The 24,423-nt window shown below is 38.0% G+C and carries 20 protein-coding genes; 10 read left to right on the top strand and 10 right to left on the bottom strand.

What is annotated here, in order from left to right; genetic code table 11:
- Positions 1–222: 222 nt before the first annotated feature.
- The 8 genes from ACFSAH_RS16570 to ACFSAH_RS16535 all read right to left on the bottom strand — a co-directional run bounded on the left by ACFSAH_RS16570 (position 223) and on the right by ACFSAH_RS16535 (position 9,857).
- Positions 223–1,278: an FAD-binding protein gene (locus ACFSAH_RS16570; protein WP_379663858.1), complete on the bottom strand. Its 1,056-nt coding sequence runs from the start codon at positions 1,276–1,278 to the stop codon at positions 223–225.
- Positions 1,241–1,921, bottom strand: a complete 681-nt coding sequence (locus ACFSAH_RS16565; RefSeq protein WP_379663857.1) for an FAD-binding protein — start codon at positions 1,919–1,921, stop codon at positions 1,241–1,243. The genes ACFSAH_RS16570 and ACFSAH_RS16565 overlap by 38 nt, the downstream gene beginning before the upstream one ends.
- Positions 1,922–2,112: 191 nt before the next feature.
- The gene (locus ACFSAH_RS16560; RefSeq protein WP_379663856.1) at positions 2,113–4,977 is read right to left on the bottom strand and encodes a TonB-dependent receptor; all 2,865 of its coding nucleotides are present in this window, start codon (positions 4,975–4,977) and stop codon (positions 2,113–2,115) included.
- A gap of 25 nt (positions 4,978–5,002) precedes the next feature.
- Positions 5,003–6,196, bottom strand: coding sequence for a helix-turn-helix domain-containing protein (locus ACFSAH_RS16555; RefSeq protein WP_379663855.1), 1,194 nt, complete (start codon positions 6,194–6,196; stop codon positions 5,003–5,005).
- 900 nt (positions 6,197–7,096) lie between these two features.
- Positions 7,097–7,903: a M48 family metallopeptidase gene (locus ACFSAH_RS16550; protein WP_379663854.1), complete on the bottom strand. Its 807-nt coding sequence runs from the start codon at positions 7,901–7,903 to the stop codon at positions 7,097–7,099.
- A 4-nt stretch (positions 7,904–7,907) separates the two neighbouring features.
- Positions 7,908–8,555: a glycerol-3-phosphate 1-O-acyltransferase PlsY gene (plsY, locus tag ACFSAH_RS16545; protein ID WP_379663853.1), complete on the bottom strand. Its 648-nt coding sequence runs from the start codon at positions 8,553–8,555 to the stop codon at positions 7,908–7,910.
- 14 nt (positions 8,556–8,569) lie between these two features.
- Positions 8,570–9,418, bottom strand: a complete 849-nt coding sequence (gene nadC, locus ACFSAH_RS16540; protein ID WP_379663852.1) for a carboxylating nicotinate-nucleotide diphosphorylase — start codon at positions 9,416–9,418, stop codon at positions 8,570–8,572.
- Between the two features lie 52 nt (positions 9,419–9,470).
- Complete coding sequence (locus tag ACFSAH_RS16535; RefSeq protein ID WP_379663851.1) at positions 9,471–9,857, bottom strand: DUF4783 domain-containing protein; 387 nt, start codon at positions 9,855–9,857, stop codon at positions 9,471–9,473.
- 102 nt (positions 9,858–9,959) lie between these two features.
- Here ACFSAH_RS16535 and gpmI point away from each other — a divergent pair, with 102 nt between their 5' ends.
- From gpmI to ACFSAH_RS16505, 6 genes are all read left to right on the top strand, one after another.
- Positions 9,960–11,483, top strand: coding sequence for a 2,3-bisphosphoglycerate-independent phosphoglycerate mutase (gene gpmI / locus ACFSAH_RS16530; protein WP_379663850.1), 1,524 nt, complete (start codon positions 9,960–9,962; stop codon positions 11,481–11,483).
- Entirely contained in the window at positions 11,484–12,017 is a 534-nt protein-coding gene (locus ACFSAH_RS16525; RefSeq protein WP_379663849.1) for a hypothetical protein, read from the top strand.
- 574 nt (positions 12,018–12,591) lie between these two features.
- Entirely contained in the window at positions 12,592–13,920 is a 1,329-nt protein-coding gene (locus ACFSAH_RS16520; protein WP_379663848.1) for a DUF4270 family protein, read from the top strand.
- A 1-nt stretch (position 13,921) separates the two neighbouring features.
- A complete protein-coding gene (locus ACFSAH_RS16515) occupies positions 13,922–14,908 on the top strand; it encodes a Kelch repeat-containing protein (RefSeq protein WP_379663847.1) in 987 nt (328 codons plus the stop codon).
- Between the two features lie 393 nt (positions 14,909–15,301).
- A complete protein-coding gene (locus ACFSAH_RS16510; RefSeq protein WP_379663846.1) occupies positions 15,302–16,057 on the top strand; it encodes a sensor histidine kinase in 756 nt (251 codons plus the stop codon).
- A 2-nt stretch (positions 16,058–16,059) separates the two neighbouring features.
- The gene (locus tag ACFSAH_RS16505) at positions 16,060–16,746 is read left to right on the top strand and encodes a LytR/AlgR family response regulator transcription factor (protein ID WP_379663845.1); all 687 of its coding nucleotides are present in this window, start codon (positions 16,060–16,062) and stop codon (positions 16,744–16,746) included.
- Between the two features lie 48 nt (positions 16,747–16,794).
- On the opposite strand, the gene ACFSAH_RS16500 is transcribed toward ACFSAH_RS16505, so the two are convergent.
- Together ACFSAH_RS16500 and ispE are read right to left on the bottom strand one after the other, a co-directional pair.
- Positions 16,795–17,151 carry a VOC family protein gene (locus ACFSAH_RS16500; protein ID WP_379663844.1) on the bottom strand — a complete coding sequence of 119 codons (357 nt, stop codon included), beginning with the start codon at positions 17,149–17,151 and terminating at the stop codon, positions 16,795–16,797.
- Positions 17,152–17,220: 69 nt separating this feature from the next.
- A complete protein-coding gene (gene ispE / locus ACFSAH_RS16495) occupies positions 17,221–18,024 on the bottom strand; it encodes a 4-(cytidine 5'-diphospho)-2-C-methyl-D-erythritol kinase (protein WP_379663843.1) in 804 nt (267 codons plus the stop codon).
- A 76-nt stretch (positions 18,025–18,100) separates the two neighbouring features.
- On the opposite strand from ispE, the gene ACFSAH_RS16490 reads away from it, so the two are divergent.
- The 4 genes from ACFSAH_RS16490 to ACFSAH_RS16475 all read left to right on the top strand — a co-directional run bounded on the left by ACFSAH_RS16490 (position 18,101) and on the right by ACFSAH_RS16475 (position 24,100).
- Complete coding sequence (locus ACFSAH_RS16490) at positions 18,101–18,895, top strand: thymidylate synthase (RefSeq protein WP_379663842.1); 795 nt, start codon at positions 18,101–18,103, stop codon at positions 18,893–18,895.
- A 185-nt stretch (positions 18,896–19,080) separates the two neighbouring features.
- Complete coding sequence (locus ACFSAH_RS16485; RefSeq protein WP_379663841.1) at positions 19,081–19,563, top strand: dihydrofolate reductase; 483 nt, start codon at positions 19,081–19,083, stop codon at positions 19,561–19,563.
- 102 nt (positions 19,564–19,665) lie between these two features.
- The gene (gene secDF / locus ACFSAH_RS16480; protein WP_379663840.1) at positions 19,666–22,635 is read left to right on the top strand and encodes a protein translocase subunit SecDF; all 2,970 of its coding nucleotides are present in this window, start codon (positions 19,666–19,668) and stop codon (positions 22,633–22,635) included.
- A gap of 166 nt (positions 22,636–22,801) precedes the next feature.
- The gene (locus ACFSAH_RS16475) at positions 22,802–24,100 is read left to right on the top strand and encodes an NAD(P)/FAD-dependent oxidoreductase (protein ID WP_379663839.1); all 1,299 of its coding nucleotides are present in this window, start codon (positions 22,802–22,804) and stop codon (positions 24,098–24,100) included.
- Positions 24,101–24,423 lie beyond the last annotated feature (323 nt).

Genomic DNA, 24,423 nt, shown 5'->3' with positions numbered 1-24,423 from the left:
TAGGTAGATATTACCAGGTAGACTAGTTATTTTAATACTACAAATAAATACCAGGCATTTCTTCTCCGGTTGCATTGCCAAGCCGAACAAATACTTTTTCCCGCAAAATCCCGACTAGCCAGAACTCGGCTATGCCCTTTTCTATGAAAGGGCCTGGGAAGATCAAGGCAGAATTTGAGGTAGGGTGTTATTACCTTATCTTTAAGACTTAGTCTATAATTATTATTCAATAGCAGACATATGATGTGCGGCTATATATCCAAATACCAATCCTTGTGAAATCGTAGCACCAGCACCCGGGTAAACACGTCCAAAGACATTGGAAGAGTTATTCCCAATAGCATACAGACCTTCTATAGGCACACCATCCTTGTTCAACACACGCGCATATTCATCTGCCAGAAGTCCACCACAGGTACCTAAATCTGCAAGCACTACTTTTACAGCATATATTTTCTTCTCATTTAGCGGGCGTAAGTTTGGATTAGGTTTAACAGTAGGATCTCCATAATATCTATCGTATTCGCTTTCCCCCCGATCAAACTCCAAGTCTCGTCCTTTCATTGCCATAGCATTAAATTGACTAAAAGTCTCTGTTAACGTTACTGCCGGAACCCCCATTTTATTGGCCAGTTCTACGACGGAATTGGCTTTATGAGCAATACCTTTTTCGTACCATTCCTTAGGCAATGGCATTGCTGGCATTACAGAACCTGCCAGAATATAATTATTACGGTATTTCTGATCAAAAATGAGCCACATTTCTTTTACAGGTGTCCCCTCCTTCTCATACTTTAGTATCGTCTGACCAAAAGACATATAGTCTTCGGATTCATTAATAAAACGTTTTGCTTCTGAATTCACCATAAAACTACCCGGTAGCGAACGTTCGGCAAGCATGATCTGGGGCATTCCTCCTTTTTTGACTGGAGCGATTGCAGGAAACCACCAGGACTCCTCCATCAACGCAGTGGCAGCATTCAACTTCATCTGGGGCATAAATATGGCATCCCCCATATTTCCTTCAGCTCCCAAACTATCTTGCTCTGTCAGCGAATGAGATTGATACTTCTGGCGCATGGGGAGGTTATGATCAAATCCACCTGCTGCCAATACCACTCCCTTTCTAACATTAACGGTAACTTTCTTACCATGCTGTTCGACTATTGCACCTACTATTCTCTCACCATCTTTCAAGAGTTCAACCAGTGTAGTGTTTGTCCAAACAGGGATATTCTTTTTAATAACGCCGAAATAATCCAGCGGCCAACGCTTCACCTCCTGCGGTCATTTTCTTACCAAAAAGCAAACCTCCTATCCCTTTGAACATCGCTTTTAAAATAATAGGAAAAGCCTTGAGCGGTTTTCTAAGCATCAAGTTCATCCATTTATAGTCGTAACCTGTCACCGGCATAGGAATGGGCGCACTCATTGGCGCAGGACGTAGTCTTTTTACCTCAGCACCCAAACTATTGATGTTAAAAGGTCTTGACTCACAGGTACGACCTATAGAATCTCCTCCTGGGTTTTCCGGATGATAATCAGAATATCCTTTTGCCCAGAACAAATCAAGCGGAGTAGCACGCCTTAATAGTTCGACCGTCGCCACTCCATTATTCAAGAAAGCCATCCATGTTTTTTTTGGAGCATCTTTTACGATAGCGCCCAGGTAGGCTTCAGCTTTTTCAAGTGTATCCTTTGAACCTCCTTCTTTCAAAATCGGGTTAGCAGGTATCCAGAAGGCTCCTCCCGAGCGGGCTGTAGAGCCCCCTACTAAGGACGTCTTTTCAATGATTAAACTTTTCAGTCCCAATTCGTCGCCCGCTAAAGCGGCTATCATTCCCGTTCCTGATCCTACGATCAACACATCCACATCCTTATCGATTGCAATGGGTCCATTTGGTATATTGTCTGTTTTCATAACCATCTATATTTAATTAATACATATGATATCATTTCTCCACCACCTTATTTCAGAGCTCTTGATACCAGTCCAATCCTCTTTAATAAGATTTCCTTTCATGAGAAATCTACAAACAATACAACTCTATTTTCCCTTAAAATGTTTTACCCTATCGTCTGCTTAATAAACGGATAAAAAAATATTCCTAGTTATTTCTTCCATAAATGAGAATCAAATACCAAAGACAGGTAATACATACCTCCTACTGCCGGATTCCCCAATGAAGTGATGTAATATTTATTCAGCATATTTGCTGCACCAATTTTAAGAACGGATTGATAAGAGGGTAGCTTAAAACTGAACTGCCCATCTAATGTACCATAAGCAGGAACATGACCCACCACAAAACCAGACCGCCAGACAAACTGATCCTGCCACCTATATATCAGATTAAACCCGGTATTCTTGAAGAGTTCGTTTCCACTTACTCCTACATTAAACCGATAAGCCGGCGTATTATAGGTATTAAAAAACTCATCAGGAATTTTCCCTAATTTATCCTGTGATATATTTCCGGTAAACTTCCATTTCTTCAAAACGTAATCAACACCTACTGCCCAACCTCTGGATTTAACTTTTTGGTTACTATTTACATTAATCTCATATCTTACCGGAGATACCATACCTAAAATATTATCTGGAGTAGGGTTTTGCCATAAAACGGTATTGGTTAAAAAATCGGTATAATGATTAAAGTAATAATAAGCATCGACATATAAATCTTTAGTTAATAACCCTTTATACCCCAATTCATAAGCCTCAACCTGCTCTGGCTTAAGCTTTCCAAGCGGATAAACTTCGAGCAGAGAAGGATCTGCATACCCTGACGCTACATAAGACCGGTAACTTATATCTGTATAAGGCTTATTGGTCTGCAATTGATATTTATCCAGAATTTCCGGCAGCGCACCAATCAACCTGGAGTTGGCTCTTACCAATAAGTCCAGGTATTGTGCTTGTGCCGTTGGATTACGAAACCCGGTTTGATAAGACAGTCTGACATAATGATTTTTTGCAGCACGCCAAACACCCGAAATCCGTGGAGACAGGGTACCTTTAAAATTTTCATTTTTATCGTAACGTAAAGCTAGCGTAGCTTTTAGCTTTTCATCAAAAAACTTTTTGGTAGCTTGCATATAGGCTCCATATTCGGAGATGGAAAGCCTTCTGATTAAATCATCAAATATGGTACCTCCGGAGTTTAAGGCATACCGTCTGTAAGATGCTCCCGCAATGAGATCTACCTGAGGTATCCACCCTGAGAAACTATACATTCCTTCGTAATGCCACAGATTGGTTTTATCTTTAAATTTGGCTCCGCCTTCCGGACCTATAGCTCTGGAAATAATATCGGCTTTAGCCTCATTAAACTCCTCTGATCCTGCGGCAAACCTACCTGCATCTGTTTGTGCTCTCGCAGCCTGATGTGCTTCTAAATCGTCATACCCTTTATTTTTACCAGCCAAATAATTACCAATATATTGTGGAAACCATTGAGTACTGGGCTTAAAACGTTCGTTCATTAAAGAAGCTAATGCCGTAGCATTGTAGGCATCTCCTGAACGCTCCTGGGTAGTATAGGCTTTTAAAAAAAAGTTATTACCTTTCAACTCCAATTTGTATTGCCCCAGGTTAAAATTCATTAATGAGTACCTGTCGGCACCAGTATATATAGACGATCCTGCCCCCCAATAAGCCTGTCCTATAGCTTCAAGATTAGCATTAATTTTATAATGCAGCGCACCACTGGTTCTTAAGCTAGTGGTTGTATAATCTACCAGTTCCTGTTCTTCATAACCGGTACGGGATACTTCCTGATCAGGGATTACACCTCCTTGCAGTCCCAAATAGAAAGGACTTACATTAGGATTACTGGTCAGAAACCCTTCTATATCCTGCTCTGAAGGGTTTGTTCCTGTCTGATTTTTATATTGAGCAATAAAAGCTTCTCTCCCCGACTGAACTACTGCCTGAGCTACATTTTTCATATTTGCTTTTATTTCATCGCCATAACTATTGATACCGTCATATGCCGGATCTGTAAGCCTGTTTCCCTCTTTCATCTGCATATTGGTACGGTCATAATTAGCGTAATCATGCGCCACCCAATCCGCTGCTTTCACATACGATACATTGGTTTTAAACGCCCACTTATTATTCCATGCTTTGGCATATCTGAATTGCATATCACTCCAATCCGTCATAGGCGAATACTTTCTATCTACATGATTAACGCCTGTTTTAAATTGCATACTCAATCCCTGATATTTAAAAGGGTCTTTAGAATGGAGTAACAATGTTCCATTCACTCCGCCTGCGCCAAATAAAGCCGAGGATGTCCCCGAAATCAGTTCTGCGCTCTCCATATCCAAATCGGATATCCCTACAATATTTCCTACAGAAAAATTGAGACCCGGTGCCTGATTATCCATTCCATCTACAAACTGGTTAAACCTGACATTGCCATTGGCGTTAAAACCTCTTGTATTTAAAGATTTAAAGGTAAAGCTCTGGGTGCTTTGTTCTATACCCTTAAGGTTAACAAGACTTTCGTAAAATGATGTTGATGCTGTTTTAGCAATATCCTGTACGGAAATACGCTCAATGGCTACGGGCGATTCGAGAATATGTTCGGGGATACGCGATGCTGACACGACAACCTCATTGCCGATAATATGTTGCTGCTCCAGCATAACCATCAATACTGTATCTGTATTAAAGACACTTAATTCTGTTTCTTTGTAACCTATGGCATAAACTTTAAGCTTTACCGGTAACGACTTACTGATCAATAATTGGAATAAACCTTTCTCGTTAGTGGATGTTGCGCGACCTGTTTCGATCACTTTTACCCATGCCCCACTAACAGGCTCATGGGTCCTAAGGTCTATTACCTTTCCATTCACCTTTTGATTTTGCGCTTTCGCCTGATTAAGGTCCAGACAAAAAGCTATTAAACCAAACAAAATTAACATCCACTGTTTTCTCAGGTAGAGCGTTGGAAACTGATACATGGTGGTAACTTTTAATTGTTATAAGTTATTTTTTGGATTGTATATAAGCAGAAGGACTTACTCCTGTTACTTTCTTAAATGCTGAAAAAAATGTACTTCTTGAAGAAAAACCTGCTTCTTTGGCTAATGCTTCTAATGTAAAGGAACGCCACTGGTTACTATCTATCCTATCTATAACATAACTTACCCGATAACCATTGATAAAATCGGTGAAGCGTTGTTTAAGATGGCTATTAAGCACATACGAAAGATGGTGAAGCGGCATATTTAGTTCATTAGCCAGTTCACTTACTGTAAAACCATGCCTTTTAAAAGGCTTCTCTGTCTGTATATAATCCTCTATCTGATTCAGATAAGATTCTATCAGTTCGGGTGCAAATGTTTTTTCAGAAACGATAAACCTTGGCTTATTGGCTTCTGTCATTTCTTCACTTTTCACCAACGGAACGGATGATTCCTCTGACAAGCCATATAAAACTTCTGGTTTAAAAAAGAGGTAAACGCTCATGCACATAAATCCAACAATCTGTAATAAAGTAGGAATAGATCTGCCAGACAACAAAATATTCACGGGTTCCCCTAAATTTATCCAGGCAATAACAGACATTATACCCAATCCCACGTAAATAACCGTATTAAAGCTTACAAAAGTAACCAGCCAACGAATTACTGTTTTAAACTGATACAACACTTCTTCTCTCTTAACACGCAGCAATAAACGCCATTGAACTACAAGGTAGGCAACACCTAACATCCATCGGAGCTGAAAATGCCAGAAAGCAGGAATAAACCCGGATCCTTTCTGATAAGAAAGGCTGAAATTATTTATAATCGCATTCACAACTTCTCTCTTGGCCCCGCTATCTAAAAAATAAAAGGGCAATAGATCTATAAGGTTTATCAAAGCAGGCAAAAAATGTAACCAATCGTATTTCTTAAATTGGGTCTGATTCAATAAGATACTCCGCATGTACAAATAGCTACATGGGGGTATCAAATAATATAGGGGACTCCCTATCCTATATATTTCAGGTATTGCTTTTATCCAGCCTGTAGTAATCAGAAAGTACAGTAAACCATACCATCCCCATGCAAAAATAACTACCCCCAAAAGACGGTTAGCATGTAATTGATACCTTCCTTTTGTAAAAAGTAAAATACTGGTTAAAAAACTGGTAAAAACGCCTCCAATTACAAGTGTGTCGTAAAAATTGGTCACTAGACAATGAATTAACGCAATAAAATTATCACTTTTTTTGATATCGAATTAAATTATTTAAAACTAATTCTTTTAAAAAGGAGCTCTCTATTATATTGATTCTTATTTAAAAAATATTGATTTAAGGATATAAAATATTGATTTTAAACAGAATAACCTTAAAAAACCATAATTATCCCATAATATAAGTAGCATTTTCTTATACTAAGTCTATTTAGATCCCCATTATACAGGGTTAAAATATTTAAGCCAACTATAGAAAGAAGCCATCTAAAAACCAAAGATCATTATCTTTTCGGCTGGAATATAATGAAATAGCTTGCTCCATTTTTTTTGTCAGAAGGACTTTTGAGGAAGACCCCTCCATTGTGGCCAGAATAACGGAATAGAGGTATTACTGTAAAAGAGAGCCTTCGACTCCGCTCAAGACAGAAAAAGACAGGATTGGGAAGACAGATTATAAAAAACTTTTGAAGGAGGATCTTTTAACTATGAATGAGAAACAATGAATTATTAACTATCAGTCTTCGTTTTTCTTTCGCTCTTTCTGTTTACTCATATTTTGTCTGAATCACGGATTATACAGGATTATTGGATATCACACAGATTTGATTTGAATAGTAGGTCTATGATATCAGGAGTTTCTTTCACGGTATTCAGACTTTATTACCCCAACAGGGATATTTCTACCAGCTCAATATTTCCATTGTTTTTTCTTCCAACTGTAACAGCTGTATCAAAAATAAAAACCTTGTCATTTTGATGAGTATAGCAAAGAGAAATCTCTTCCCTAAGTACTGCTGAAAGAGATCCCTCGACTACGCTCGGGATGACAAGGTTCTTTTGATATAGCTCTTTCCCAACCTCTTTATTATTGCGCTATTTCAGTAAAAAATCTCTTTACTTTTTATAATAGGCTAACGCTTCGGGTAAATATTTTTTAATATTAGCTATACGACTGGCATCACTAGGGTGCGTACTCAAAAACTCAGGCGTAGATGCCGCATTGCCTGACGACATTCTTTCCCAAAAGAAAACAGCTTGTGCCGGATCGTATCCTGCCATTGCCATAAAAGTAAGTCCCAACCTATCTGCTTCTGCTTCTTGTTTTCTGGAATTAGGTAATAAAACACCTGCTTGTGCCCCTACACCAAATACCTGATCAAAAATAGCTTTTCCTGATTCTGTTTTTGCTACAGCAGCTCCTGCCAGATTACCTATACCTGCTGCTATCATCTGCTGCGAATAACGTTCTGCTGAATGTCTGGCAATAGCATGTGCAATTTCATGCCCCATCACCGTAGCCAGTCCCGCATCATTCAATGTTTTAGGAAGTATTCCTGTAAAAACAGCCACTTTACCTCCCGGCATACACCATGCATTCACCTCATTACTCTTAACCAGGTTAAATTCCCACTGAAAATCGGCTATTTGGTTTCCCAGGCCGTTATCATTCATATATTTAGTCACAGCCGCCGCTATCTTATTCCCTATATCTTTTACTTTTTTTGCTTCGGCTGTATTGGTAATTACATTTTTAGAGTTTTCTGTTAAAAACTCTTTATAGCTCGTAGCCGCCAAAGTATTCATTTCCCCATCACTTACCAAACTGGCCTGCATACGTCCCGTCAACGGAACAGTAGAGCAAGAAGTTGCCAACAAAACCATTGACGCCATCGCCATCCCTTTGATTGTTTTGCTTATCATGACCTTAACTTTTCTTTTTTCCAAACAAATTTACTTTTGATTCTTTTCCTTTCAGCAGCCGCTCCACATTCTTTTGGTGGGTAACCAATATAAGCACACATATACACATCCCATATATAATTAATGCTTTAACGGGTACATGAAACACAAATATCAGACTAACCGGAAAAGTTACTCCTGCCAAAATAGAGCTCAACGACACGTAATTGGTAGTTAATAACACAATAACAAATACCAAAACGCATAGTAATGCTGCCTGGGGATGTACTGCCAAAACCATTCCAAACAAGGTTGCAATACCTTTACCGCCCCTGAAGCCAGCAAACACGGGAAACAAATGCCCCATTACGGCCACAATCCCCAAGGCTAACTGGTAATTAACATACTGTACAGAATGCTCCGGACCAGTAACAGAAAGTCCTATAAAATAAGCCAGATTGGTAGCTGTCCAGCCTTTCAGAATATCAATCAACATAACAGGAATACCTGCCTTTTTACCCAACACCCTAAAAGTATTGGTTGCACCGGCATTTCCACTTCCGTACTCTCTTACGTCTACCCCGTAAAATGCCTGACCTATCCAAACCGCGGTTGGTATAGACCCAAAAATATAAGCTAAAAGAATAGCGCCTATCGAATATACAGATATCATCCTATGCTATATAGCTAATTTACAACTGCTTTCAAACTCAAATCAAGACTTTTTACAGAATGTGTAAGTGCCCCCATAGAAATGTAATCTACACCACAACGGGCATATTCCAACACATTCTCTGGCGTAATACCTCCAGAAGCTTCTGTAGGAATAGTTTTGTTGACCATAGCCACTGCTTTCTTCAAATCGTCAAAACTAAAGTTGTCCAACAACACACGGTCTGCCCCTCCTACAGCCAAAAGCTGTTCAAGCTCCTGCAAGCTTCTTACTTCAACTTCTATCTGTAGTTTTTTATTAGTGCGCAGCAGATAAGCTTTTGCTGCCTTAACAGCCGCTTCAATTCCACCGGCATAATCTACGTGATTATCCTTAATCAGGATCATATCGTATAATCCTATCCTATGATTTACACCTCCGCCTATTCTAACCGCCCATTTCTCCAGATACCTCAGGTTAGGGGTTGTTTTTCTGGTATCCAGAACCTGTGTTCCGGTACCTTGCAGCTCAGCTACAATACGATGTGTAGTGGTAGCTATACCGCTCATTCTTTGCATCAGGTTTAATACTAAACGCTCTGCCACCAGTATAGATTGTACACTCCCCGAAACATATAGAACAATATCTCCGGGTTTCACCTCTTCTCCGTCATTGATCAGGACTTCAACTTCAAGATCTTTATCAACCTCTTTAAAAACTTCAAGCGCAAGTTCTACTCCTGCAATAGTCCCTTCCTCCTTAACTAATAATTTTGCGTTACCCCTGGCTGCAACAGGTATTGTTGATAAAGATGTATGATCTCCGTCTCCTACATCCTCTGCTAACGCAGACTTTATGATTTGTTGAATAATTTCTCGATCCAAAATTTTGGTTTGTTTTGATCCAGTCGCAAAAATATAAATTTTTTTAAGCCTATTATTCTTTGTTCTCTTCTATTCTTACCTGTGTAATAAGAAATTTCCCAGATGCACTCTTCAGCTCATAGCTTATTCTATAGTTATTCTTACTGGTTGACAACAATATAACTCCGAATTTATAATTTGCATTGGAGGTTACTTTATGGATAACTCTAGTAGATACGGGTGTGTTTTTCTGAAAAAAATCTTTAAAAATAATCTCAGCCTGTGCACTCGAATAAACATCTTCCTGATTAAGCATGCTCAATTCAATTGAAGAGGCAAAATACTGAGCCAATGATTTTGCATTACCATTTTTAAAACTTTGCGCCACATCGTCTATGATATCGGCAAAAGCCGTTTGGCCAACAACCACCAAGAACAGTATAGACAAATACTTTTTCATACCTAACAAATTTAATGCGCAAAATTGCCTCCAATAATAGGCTTAAATTACGAAGAAAACAATTTTAAAAAAAGCTTTACATTAAAATATTATATTTGCTTTGTGAAAAATAAAAAAGTTGCACTTATCATTTTAGACGGTTGGGGATACGGCCGTAACGATTCATCAAATGCCATTTTAGCGGCAAAAACACCTTTTTTTAACAGTTGTTTACAACAGTATCCACATAGTAAATTAGTCGCTTCCGGAACTGCTGTAGGGCTTCCCGAAGGTCAAATGGGAAACTCCGAAGTTGGGCACATGAACCTTGGTGCAGGACGTGTGGTTTACCAGGAACTGGGACGTATTAACAAAGCGGTAGAAGAAAAAGAGTTTTCTACCAATAAAGCAATCAAAGGAGCTTTTGATTATGCTAAAGCCAACGGTAAAAAAGTTCATTTTATAGGTCTTGTTTCTGATGGTGGGGTGCATTCGCATATTAACCACTTGAAAGGACTTTGCGATACTGCCAAAGAATTTGGCTTAACAGATGTATTTATCCATGCTTTTTTAGATGGCAGGGATACCGATCCTAATTCTGGACTGGGCTTTATTACGGAGTTAAACGACCATCTTCAACACTCTGCAGGAAATTTAGCAACAGCAATAGGCCGTTATTATGCCATGGACAGAGACAATAGATGGGAAAGAGTAAAATTGGCTTACGATGTTATGGTTAACGCCGAAGGCAAGAAAGTTCAGTCTGTAATTGAAGGTATACAGGAATCTTACGCAGAAGGCATTACCGATGAATTTGTTAAACCGATGGTAGTTTGCGATACCAATGGTAATCCTTTAGCTAAAATAGAAAACGATGATGTGGTAATCTGTTTTAATTTCAGAACAGACAGAGGCAGGGAAATTACTTTAGCGTTAACACAAAAAGAATTTCCTGAACAAAACATGAAACCTCTACACCTTCATTATGTAACCATGACTAATTACGATGACACTTTTAAAGGTGTACAGGTTGCATTTGAAAAGGACGATCTGAGAATGACATTAGGCGAAGTGATAGAAAAGGCTGGAAAGAACCAGATCAGGATTGCCGAAACGGAGAAATACCCTCACGTAACTTTTTTCTTCTCTGGAGGAAGAGAGAAAGAATTTGATAACGAAAAAAGATTACTGGTACCTTCTCCTAAGGTTGCTACTTACGATCTGAAACCTGAAATGAGTGCCAATGAAATCAAAGATGCCATTATTCCTGAGCTTCAAAAAGGATGGGCTGATTTTATCTGTCTGAATTTCGCTAATCCAGACATGGTAGGTCATACAGGAGTATTTGATGCCGTTGTTAAGGCAGTAGAAACTGTAGATAGCTGTGCAGAAGCTGTTATAAAAACAGGTATAGAAAATGGTTATTCGTTCATCATTATTGCAGACCATGGTAACGCAGATTATATGGTTAACGATGATGGCTCTGTAAATACAGCACATACCACTAATCTTGTGCCTTGTATTTTAATAGACGAAGATTACAAATCTGTAAAAGATGGTAAACTGGGAGATATAGCTCCTACTATCTTGAAAATAATGGGTATAGACATTCCTCAGGAAATGTCAGGTGACGTTTTAGTATCGTAAATGAATATATCAAGGTTATTACCGATTTTCATCTTATTTTTAAGTTCATGCAAGTCCGGAGACAAAACTCCCGGACAGCATGAACTTTCTTATTTTAATATCAAAGGATATTTTGAAAAGGAAGCAGATAAACTCTCCAACCTTAACCCTACTGTTCACAAAAACATTTCTTATAATAAGCAGGTAGAAGAAAAAGAGGTAAAAATTGAGGACTGGCATCAGGAGTTTGCTTTGTTTATTGATTCGGATATCAATAAATCTTCATGGAGAAGAAGCTACCGGAAAGACAGCACCTCTTATAAAACGACTTACACCGCTCTGGAAGATAAGCTCAGAACAAGAAAAATAGAGATTTCTTTTGATACGGAAAACCGTCCCTTACATTTTAAAATCGAGAACAACGTAAGCAATTATCTATACGATAGCCACGAAGTCCTCGAATATATCCCCGATTCTCTTTACCGCATAAACAAATTCCAAAAAGTAGTGGTACTTGGACAAAACGACTATGCCATTACTGGTAATATAAAATAGCTTCTAACGCTGTTCTCGCCTGAATTTAATAATAAGCTTTTTATGGGGCTTCGAAAGCCTCAGCCTGACTGCGTTTTTAATGAAGAACTGTTGAATTAGGAATGATGATCTTTAAAACTAGGAATGATGAACTGTTTAGAATGTTGAATTTTTAATGCTCAATGTTTGACAATAAACTACGTTCTATCGACCATGGACAATGGACTATTTTAAACTATGAACTGCTTTAGCGATGAACAAATAACAAGAGACGATGAACTGTTGAATTAGGAATGATGATCTTTAAAACTATGGATGATGAACTGTTTAGAATGTTGAATTTTTAATGCTCAATGTTTGACAATAAACTACGTTCTATCGACAATGGACTATTAAACTATGCACCTCTTTAAAATAACCACGCCTTACAAACTTAATCTACCTCTGAGGTAATTTCATTTATTATAACACCATTCCGTTTAGATGATATTTAAAAATGCTATGATCATCTAGACAAACATCACGTTCATCGATTCTTACCTTTCCAATGTGGGTTAATTGTTTTCTTTTGCTCACACATCAATTTAATTGACTGATGAGGCTATTGCTTTTACTTACTTTTATAGTGTTTTTAACAGGAGGATGCTCCAAAGACAATCAGGTTACCTTAAATAATTTTGATCCTATAGGAATTGATCAGTTAGACTCATTTTCAGTAGCATCTTATACGGTAAAGTTCGATTCTATTCCCACATCCGGAAATAATAGAATGTTATTAGGTACCATAAAAAACGACATAACTGGCACCATACGCACCAAAAGCTATATTCAACTGGATCTGGGCTCGGTAAGTGCTCCTGAATCGAAGGAATTAAGACTAGATTCTGTCAACGTGGTGTTTTATCTGGACAAATACTCCTATGGAGACACCACCAAAACACAAACGCTCTATCTTCATGAACTTTCTGAAAATATAGCCTTACGTGAAATACCTGCTTATCTGGATGAAGATGAGAAACCTGTTTTCGGAGGTTCTCAATCATTGTATAATATTTCTAAGATAGGCTACTATACCACCCCATTAGCTTCAAAAAGCTATATTCCCAAACCTCACATCCAGGACAGTCTTTCTTTTACACTGCCTAAAAGTATGGGAGAAGAGTGGTTTCAATACATCCTGGATAAAGATAGCCGATTTACCAACGCCGAGGAGTTCCTGAATTATTTCAAAGGTCTGGTACTCATATCTGCACCTACTAACCAAAATATGGTTGGTATTAGAAGCGACTCTTTATTCCTCAATCTACATTACTCCTATCTGAATGAGACTACCGGATTAAGAAATGAAGGTAAGATTAGCTTTTCGCCTAATTCCAGTCTGAAATATAATCAGATTGAGCCATTGGATAACCTGCCTACTTTAGATTATTTGTCTGATCAGAAAAAAAGTTTATCCTCTACGTTAACTTCCGATATCATGCTTGTACAATCAGGATTGGGAATTGTCACTAAAATAACCATTCCTTATCTGCAATATTTTTATGATACCCATCCAGACTATGCCGTTAATCATGTAGAACTGAGAATCCCTGCCGCAGAAAGCAATATCAACCTGTTACCCAAACAGCTGATTTTATTTCAGGCAAACAAGAACAATATCCCTCAATCGTATATATATGCATTTAATTCTGCCAGTGACATCCAGTATGGCAGTTTGGTAAGAAAAAACGCCGCTTACGACCAATATTATTACAGCTTTAACCTTACAAGCAGTATCAACAACATACGAAAAAACGAAAAAAATGGAGGCTCACTATTGTTATCCTATTCCACTGCTCAGCTTTTCAATACGCTTGAACAATTAACCATACAAAACAGCAGTCTAAATAAAATCAAATTAATAATCACATACACAAAACTTTAACATGTTTAGGAATTTTTCAATAATTGCTTGTTTGTTGCTTACACTGGCTTCAGCCTGCAAAAAAAGTGACAGTACCGACAACGACGGAGAATGGGAAAGAAGCTCAGACTTCGAAGGTGTTCCACGTAGTGCAGCCTTTTGTTTTGTTGCAAATAACATTGCATACGTTGGTACAGGGTTTGATGGTACCAACAGATTAAAAGATGTCTGGAAGTTTGAACCCAGCAAAAACAACTGGTATCGGGTAAGTGATTTTCCCGGAGAGGCCAGAATGTATTCAGTAGGATTTTCAGTAAATGGTATCGGTTATGTAGGTACAGGATCTAACGGAACTGCGGCTCTTAAAGATTTTTATGCTTACAATCCAACGACTGATCAATGGTCTAAAATTGCTGATTTCCCTGCCGAAGCAAGATACGGAGCCGTAGCATTTGCGCTTAACGGAAAGGGATATGTTGGCTGTGGTTCTGACCTGAATAATTACAAAGATTTTTATGAATACAATCCAACGACTGATTCCTGGACACAGGTATCTTCTATTCCCGGAAATAAAAGAGTAAATGCTTTTTCTTTTGTAATTGATGGAAAAGCTTATGTAGGTGGCGGAATAAACAACGGTATATACAATACCGACTTTTATGCTTACGACCCTCAAAATGACCAATGGACTTCTTTAAACAGTCTTTACCAGAACTCCACCTATAACTATAGTCTTGGCCGCCAATCTGCATCAACGTTTACCATAGGCAATAAGGGGTATTTAGCCGTTGGAAATAATGGAGCTTCTTTAGGAGACCTTTGGGTTTACCATGTAGGCAGTGATTATTGGGAACAAATGGATACCTTTGAAGGTAGCGTAAGAAGCGAGGCTATTGGTTTTTCTATAGACGGATACGGATACGTTGGTACCGGAAGAACCGGTAGCAGCAGATTTGATGATCTGTGGCGTTATGATCCAAATGGTGTAGCTCCTGATGGAGAAAATTAACAAGAGATGATTTCAGAACACAAAACGGGTAAAACTACATTCATGTTTCAATTCAGGCTCACTTCTATTCTGATTCATATATTCTGTTGGTTGCTCTTTTTGTGTTCTCCTTTACTCTTCCTGCTCCATCTAGACCCCACAAAACCTTCTCTAATAATTGGTTCATGGCAGTACTTTCAGTTCTGCCTGCTCTTTATTTTCATTTTTTGTATTCATACTTACGTTCTCATTCCCAAATTACTTTTTCTAAAAAAGTACCTGCTCTACATAGGATCAGTTCTGCTTCTCTTTATTATACTTGTATTTGTGTTAAAACCTTTTGACACACTCATGCATTCGGTTGTAAGAAAATGGCCTGTATCAGCCCCTCTTTATATCAAAAAAGGAGACAACATGATACCATTTAATCCAAACATGGCCAAAAAGCCTATGTTTAAACCGCCTAGAAAAAGGATAATAGATATTGGCAGCACTTTTTTCTTTATCATCATTATCGCTATCGGACTATCTTATCAGTTTATAAGAAGATGGCAATATACCGAGCAAAAAGCATTACGGATGGAAGCAGAAAAGGTAAGTGCAGAACTTTCCTTTCTTAAAGCCCAGATAAATCCACATTTTCTGTTTAACACTTTAAACAACATCTATAGCTTATCTGTTACGGGTAGTAAAAACACCCCAAATAGCATCATGCAACTTTCTAACATCATGCATTTTATTACAGACAAAGCCAATTCAGACTTTATCCCTCTACAGAAAGAGATTGAATTTATCAGAGATTATATCAATTTACAACGATTAAGATTAGGTAAAGAAACCAATGTTATTTTTGATGTGGAAGGAAAAATTGAACACCAACAAGTTCCACCATTAATTTTTATTTCTTTCATTGAAAATGCTTTCAAGTATGGCATCAGCAAAAACCAATCTTCAGAAATACTGATAAAGATACTTGTGAATCAAGAAAATATTTCGTTCCGGTCCATCAACCATATATTCCCTAATAATCATATGATTGAAAGCCCGGGAATAGGAATTTCTAATTCAAGAAAAAGATTACAATACCTTTATCCCAATCGTCATCGTTTACTTATAAAAGAAACAGAAGACCTGTTTATTGTCCATTTAAACCTGAACTCTACTACCTGACCATGATTCTCAAATGTGTTGCCATAGATGACGAGCCATTGGCCTTAGATCTTCTAAAGGAATATATTGCGAGGATTCCTTCGTTGAAGCTTTGCGAGACTTTCGAAAATGCTGTGGCAGCTATTGAATATCTTAAAAAAAACCAGACAGACATTCTTCTCGTTGATATTAATATGCCCGACATTAACGGTATAGAGCTGGTTAAGTTCCTCAAAACAGATACCGCGGTAATATTTACAACGGCTTACAAACAATTTGCTTATGAAGGCTTCGAACTGTCGGCTACGGATTATCTCGTAAAACCCATAGACTTTAACCGGTTCGAAAAAGGTGTACAAAAAGCTATAGCCCAGTACAGGTATAAACACGGTATTTCTGAGGGTGCCATTTATGTATATTCTGAGTATGCTATGGTTAAAATAAACTTTTCAGATATAGAGTATATCGAAGGTATGGAGGATTATATAAGAATACATTGCAATAACCGAAAACCGGTAATGACCTTAATGTCCCTAAAAAAAATATTAAGCAAGCTTCCAGCAGATCAATTTAAACGGGTCCATAAAAGCTATATCATAGCTATTCAGAAAGTTAAATCCATTAAGAATAAAAAAATAAGTATACTTGATATGGAGCTTCCTATTGGTAACAGCTATCTGGACGAAGTAAAGTCATGGATACGCCAGTAGATTCCAACAGGCTCCCATACCCTACTTCGCCACCATTAAAAGTCTTTCCTAAATAAATTCGATAAACTCTACTCTGTTTCCAAACGGGTCTCTGATAAAAAACCTTTCCCGTCCTTCTATTTTTGGCGGGTAAGATAACTCTAATCCTTTAGTCAGAAAATGTTCTCTAATGGCCGAAAGTCCTTTAATTTCAAATGCCGGATGATTGGAGTATAACCCTCCTTTATCTTCTTCCAGTAAATGCAGTTCTACATCCCCCATTTGGAACCATATAGCTCCATTGGGATGTTGTCCCTCTATTTCCTGCAAGCCAACAGCGTTCGCATAGAAATCTCTGGCCTCCTGTATTTTTCCAACAGGAACAGTTAATAAAATGTGGTGCAGACGTTTGAATTGAATTTCCATATTATACAGATAAAACAAAAAACTGACGTTTAAGATACTAATTATCTGTATAAAAAAGAATTAACGTTTTTAAATATCACTATAAACCAGACAAGATTCGTCCATCATGCTCAAATCTGGTTTTTCATTAAAAACACCGAACACCGAAGATCCACTGCCGCTCATTAATGCAAACAAAGCCCCTGCCTCCAGTAAGTTTGCCTTCACCAATCTTATTTGAGGATGGCTGTTAAATATATGAGGTTCAAAATCGTTTTTAATATTACAATTCCACTCCTCTACAGGCAAGCGTACCAAAGTTTTCAGCGGATTTACCGGTTCGCTATATTTCACCCCTCGATAAGCTTCTCCGGTAGATACATGCACATCCGGTTTAACAAGAACCAAATGATAGGGAGAAAGATCTATATCCAAAGGCTCAAACTCGTCTCCTATTCCCTGAGCAAATACAGGTCTGTTTTCTATAAAAAAAGAACAATCTGCGCCCAGTACCTTGCAATACCCCAGCATCTGTTCTTTAGCTATCTCCAAACCAAACTTATCGTTAATAAGCTTAATAAAAAACGCCGCATCCGAAGAGCCCCCTCCTAGTCCCGCTCCTATCGGAATGTTTTTATGCAGATGTATTCTAATGTTGGGTAAATCAAAATCCTTCCGCATCAACTCGTAAGCCCGTAAACACAAGTTCTCATTTGCATAGCCCGGAATAGGAATACCTGATGTTTCAAATCCCATCTCAGCAGCTTCTATCACCTCCAGCGCATCGTTAATTTTAATCGGATAAAAAATAGTTTCCAGGTTATGGTAACCGTCAGTTCTTCTACTCAGTACATTTAATCCAATATTAATTTTTGCGTTAGGAAAGCAGATCATATTTTTAGAGAAATTTAGAGATATCAGCAAATATATTTAATTTGCGAAAACATTAGCTTTAAACTTCCAAAAAGAGATGAAACAATATCATGACTTAATGCGTCATGTGCTGGAAAACGGCAATCAAAAACATGACAGGACGGGTACAGGGACAATTAGTGTATTTGGTTATCAAATGCGTTTTAATCTCGAAGAGGGTTTTCCTTTATTGACCACAAAAAAGTTGCACTTAAAATCTATTATACACGAGTTAATTTGGTTTTTAAGTGGCGACACCAATATCAAATACCTTAAAGAAAATGGTGTTAGAATATGGGATGAATGGGCAGATGAGGAAGGAAATTTAGGTCCGGTATACGGTTCGCAATGGCGTTCGTGGCCTACACCTGACGGCAGGCATATAGACCAGATATCTCTTATTATAGATCAGATTCGCAATAATCCCGACAGCCGCAGAATTATAGTATCTGCCTGGAATGTTGCCGAAATAGAAAACATGGCATTACCTCCATGTCACAGCTTTTTCCAGTTCTATGTGGCCGATGGTAAATTAAGTTGTCAGCTGTACCAAAGAAGTGCAGATATTTTCCTGGGAGTGCCGTTTAATATTGCCTCATACGCCTTATTAACGCTAATCGTAGCACAGGTATGTGGTTTAAAACCGGGAGATTTTGTACATACTCTGGGCGATGCCCATTTGTACAATAACCATCTGGAACAAGCTAAATTGCAACTTTCGAGAGATTTCAGACCATTGCCAACTATGCGTATCAACCCTGAAGTAAAAAACATTTTCGATTTCAAATACGAAGATTTTACTCTGGAAAACTACGATCCGCATCCGCATATTAAAGGAATTGTTGCGGTTTAGGTGATGAGCAGGAAAAACTAAGAATGATGAACAATAAATGATGAATTGGGAAACCAGGAGTCATGAACTATAAACTATGAATGATGAATTGGAAAGCTAAGAGTAATGAATGATGAACGGGGATAAGAAATGAGAATTGGGAACTAGAAAAATCATGAACGGGAAACGATGAACTTTACAAACTAATGAGCTTAAATATAATTGTAGCTGTAGACGAGAATAATGCAATAGGAAAAAACAACCAGCTACTCTGGCATTTACCTAATGATTTGAAGTTTTTCAAAGAAAAAACTTCGGGTCACACCATAATTATGGGTCGTAAAACCTATGATTCTATTGGACGACCTTTACCAAAAAGACGTAATATTGTTGTTTCGAGAGACAAAAACCTTAAATTAGAGGGTATCGAAGTGGTACATTCTTTAGAAGAAGCATTAGAAAAATGCCAAACAGAAGAAGAAGTTTTTATTATTGGCGGAGCCGAAATATACAAACAGGCTTTACCTTATACGCAAAAATTTTACGTTACCAAAGTACACCATAAATTTGATGCTGATGCATTTTTTAACAACCTAAACTTGAACGAATTGAATGAAATTTACAGAGAAGATCACCTAGCCGACGAACGTCACCCATACAACTATTCTTTCTTCATTTTAGAAAAATAGCAATTAAGTATAAATAAATTAATAGCAGAGATTTTATAATTTAAAAATTATATTAGCTTTGCCCTCTTATATAAAAAAAGCAGAATAAATAATTAATCAAAAATGCAAAACAAAGGACTAATTAAGTTTGCAACAGTTGTATTATCTGTACTAAGTTTGTATTCATTATCCTTTACTTTTTTCGCCAGAAAAGCTGAGAAAGAAGCAAAGGAGTTTGCGCAGGGAGATCCTGTTAAAGAGAAGAATTATCTGGATTCTATTTCTTCGCAACCCGTTTATCCTATTTTTGGGCATAACTACCAATACGTAAAAGAGCGTGAAATGGCCCTTGGATTGGACTTAAAAGGCGGTATGAACGTAACAATGGAGATAGATTTATCTGAATTGTTAAGAAACCTGGCCAATAATCCAGCAGACCCAATTTTCAATGAAGCGCTAAAAAATGCGCAACAAAAGTTAAGCACCAGCAGAGAAGGCTTGGTATCATTGTTCGTTAGTGAATACGAGCACCTGAACCCGGATGGTAAGCTAGCTGCTTTCTACTCTACTAAAGACAACTCGTCTGACATTAAACTTGACGACTCTAACGCTAAAGTAAAAAGCTATCTTGAAAAACAGTCGAATTCTGCAATCGAAAGATCTTATAACATCTTAAGAACACGTATTGATAAATTTGGGGTAACCCAGCCTAACATCCAGCTACAGCTAAGTTCTAACAGAATCTTAGTAGAACTACCTGGGGTTACAGATCAGGAACGTGTACGTAAGTTATTGCAAGGTTCTGCAAAGCTTGAGTTTTTCGAGACTTTTGAAAACCACGAAATATTCCCTCTATTACAGAACATAAATGGTGTATTAGCCGCAAAACAGCCTAAAGAACAACCTAAAGCTGCTGCTAAACAAGACACAACAACTGCTATAGCAGAAGGTAACAAACCAGCTTTGTTAAGTGCTAAAAAAGACAGCACAAACAAAGACTCTGCAAGCAATATGGCTAGTTTGGCAAAAGCTAACCCGTTATTCTCTGTATTAAGTCCTGCTACCTATCAAGGTCCTAATGGCGAGCAAAGCCTGAGACCAGGTCCGGTTGTAGGTTATGCAGCTTTAAAAGATACTGCACAGGTTAACCACTATTTGAATGATCCGGATATTAAAGCGATGATTCCACCTAGCGTTAAATTGATGTGGGGTGTAAAATCAATTAGTAAAGAAGCTAAAGTATTCGAACTATTTGCTATAAAAGGAAGTGGTGTAAATAATGGTGCTGTTTTAACTGGTGAATCTATTACTAACGCCAGAGAAGACTTTGACCAGAAAGGTAACCCTGAGGTAACCATGACCATGAACTCTTCAGGTGCCAGAGAATGGAAAAGAATAACAGCTGCTGCTGCCGGAGATCCAAGAAACGAAGACGATAACAAATGTATCGCCATCGTTTTAGACGAAATGGTTTATACAGCACCTCGTGTAGGTGGCGAAATTCCTAACGGTGTTTCTTCCATATCTGGAAACTTTAGTGTTGAAGAAACAAAAGACCTTGCCAACGTATTAAAAGCAGGTAAATTACCAGCTCCGGCTAAAATCGTATCAGACTTTGTTGTAGGTCCGTCATTAGGTCAGCAAGCTATTGAAAGTGGTTTAATGTCATTTGTAATCGCATTTGTTGTTATCCTTGTTTTCATGGCATTCTATTACAACAAAGCAGGTTGGGTTGCCAATATTGGACTGGTAATAAATCTATTCTTCATTCTGGGCATACTCACGTCCTTTGGTTTTGTACTTACATTACCTGGTATTGCGGGTATAGTACTCACCATAGGTTTATCGGTGGATGCCAACATCCTTATATTTGAGCGTGTCCGTGAAGAATTAGCCTTAGGCAAGAATACCACTACAGCTATCAGAGAAGGTTTTAAACACGCTATGCCGTCAATTATTGACTCTAACGTAACTCTGTTTATCTTAGGTGCTATTCTATTCATATTTGGTTCAGGACCGGTACAGGGTTTTGCTACAACGCTATGTATAGGTATTATTACCTCTTTATTTGCAGCGGTACTTATTTCTCGTTGGATCTTCGAATCGTTAATAGAGAGAAAAGCAACTATTACTTTTGATAATAACATCACACGTAACGCTTTCAAAAATCTGTCATTCAACTTTGTTGGGCATCGTAAAACATATTATGCTATCTCTTCTATCATCATCATACTAGGTATTATTTTCTATATCAAAAATGATGGTTTACACTTAGGTGTTGACTTTAAAGGAGGAAGAACCTATATCGTTAAATTTGATCAGGCATTAAGTACTGAAGACGTTGCCAAAAAATTAACAGAGAAGTTTGAAGGAGAAGAAGCTCTGGTTAAAACTGCCGGAACAGATCACTCTTTAAAAATCACTACTCCTTATCATATTTCTGATGAAAATCCGGATGCCGATAATATTGTAGAAAATGCGTTGAAGAAAGGATTAAACGAATTAGGCGTTAAATACGAAATCTCCAGCTCGCAAAAAGTAACACCTACTATTGCAAGTGATATTATTTACGGAGCATACGGAGCCATTTTATTCTCTTGTATTGTGATGTTTATATACATCCTGGTACGTTTCAAAAAATGGCAATATGGTATGGGTGCTGTTATAGCTCTATTCCACGACGTATTGCTGGTATTATCTTTCTATACTATTTTAGACGGAGTAATGCCATTCCCTCTTGAAATTGGACAGGACTTTATTGCGGCAATATTAACCGTTATGGGTTATACCATGACAGAGACCGTTATCGTATTTGACCGTATCCGTGAGCGTTTATCAGAACACGGAAAAGAAGACGTTCATGGCGAAGAAAAAATACAGTTAATCAACTTTGCGTTAAACAGTACATTAAGCCGTACCATCTTAACCTCGTTAACCGTATTCTTCGTATTATTAGCCATCTTCATCTTTGGAGGAGACAGTATCCGCGGATTTATCTTTGCATTACTAATAGGACGTATCATTGGTACATACTCGTCGTTGTGTATCTCTACCCCTATTGTAGTCGATTTATCTAAAGACACTAAAAACTAATAACATTATTAATGATAAAAAAGGAGCTGTCTTTAAAGATGGCTCCTTTTTTGTTTTACATTAAATCTTACCTCTATATAATCTTGAAGTAAAAACTTACTTCAACAGAGAGAATAAGAAAGAGAGAAACGGTAAATTTGCAGTACTAATATTTTATTCACAATTGATGGAGAGCAGAAGTTCTAAATTCCCACAGGTCATCATTATTGGAGGTGGATTCGGAGGCATACAAATAGCCAAAAAATTAAAAGACAAAGAAGTCAATGTCCTTATGCTGGACAAACATAATTACCACACTTTCCAGCCTTTACTATATCAGGTTGCAACAGGTGGACTAGAACCCGATTCCATTGCCTTCCCTATCCGGAAAATATTTCAAAAACAAGCTAATTTCAAATTCAGGGTAGCCAACGTTACCCAAATAAATACAGAAAGCAGCAGCGTTACCACAAGCATAGGAGATTTCCATTACGACTATCTGGTAATTGCCACAGGTTCTGAGACCAACTTTTTCGGACAAAAAGAGATAGAACATTTCTCTATGCCAATGAAGTCTGTGCCCGAAGCCCTTAACTTACGCTCACTCTTACTTCAGAACTTTGAAGAAGCCGTTATAGAAAAAAATGCACAGGCCAAACAAGCCTTCCTTAACTTTGTAATTGTAGGTGCCGGTCCTACCGGTGTTGAAACCGCCGGGGCATTGGCAGAATTACGCAACCACGTTTTACCTTCTGACTACGACGAAATAGATTTCAGTAAAATGAAGATTTTCCTTGTAGAAGGTGCTAACCGGGTACTTCCCCCTTTCTCTGAGCAAGCCTCTTATAAAGCCCAGCAATTCTTAGAAGAGATGGGAGTTACTGTACTAACCAATACCATGGTAGATCAGTACAACGGTGAACAGATCAGCTTTAAAAACGGCGATGTTATACCTACCAAAAGCGTTATCTGGAGTGCCGGGGTAAAAGGTGCCATTATTCCCGGTCTTGAACATGCGCAGATAGTAAGAGGCGGAAGGATAAAAACCACAGATTACAACCTTATAGAGGGCTACAACAATATTTTTGCTATTGGGGATATTTCGTACATGGAAACAGAGAAGTTTCCTCACGGGCATCCGGGAGTAGCTCAGGTGGCCATACAGCAAGGCCAGCAACTTGCCGCCAACCTCATCAGGATAATTAATAAAGAAACACCTAAGCCTTTTGACTATTTTGATAAAGGATCTATGGCTACAATAGGCAGAAATAAGGCGGTAGTAGATTTAAAATTCTGGAAGTTTCAAGGATTTTTTGCGTGGATAACCTGGATGTTTATACACCTACTGTTTTTGGTAGGTTTCAGAAACAAACTGGTAACCATGATGAACTGGATTGTAAACTATTTTAGTCAGGATAGAGGTACGCGTTTAATCATCAGAAGGTTTAACAGAAAAACAATGAAGGAAGATATAGCTATAGATTAGTGGCTATTTAGGTTTTCCTGACCTGTTTGGTGGAATAGGTTTATATTCCGAATGTTTATGAAGGGGCTGTCTCAAATTAGTGTTTTTTTGTCAGGCTGAGCCCTTCGTCGGGCTCAGGATAAACTCAGTCGAAGCCTGTATAGCGCCATTCAAGTCATATTTCGACTCCGCTCCTTTAGATTTGTTATTGTTAAATTTAGAATGAGAAAGGAAGCAAGAGTACACTAAGACAAGCGCTCCGAGTTAATAACTCATATATTGATTCAGACTTTTGCCTTCCTTTCATCAAGAACTCAAATAGAAATTAGGGTTAATAACCCATT

The organism is Pseudopedobacter beijingensis, assembly GCF_042678145.1.
GTDB lineage: Bacteria > Bacteroidota > Bacteroidia > Sphingobacteriales > Sphingobacteriaceae > Pseudopedobacter > Pseudopedobacter beijingensis.
The sequence above is the reverse complement of the archived record's forward strand: the minus strand, read 5'-3'. Positions and strand labels throughout refer to the sequence as shown.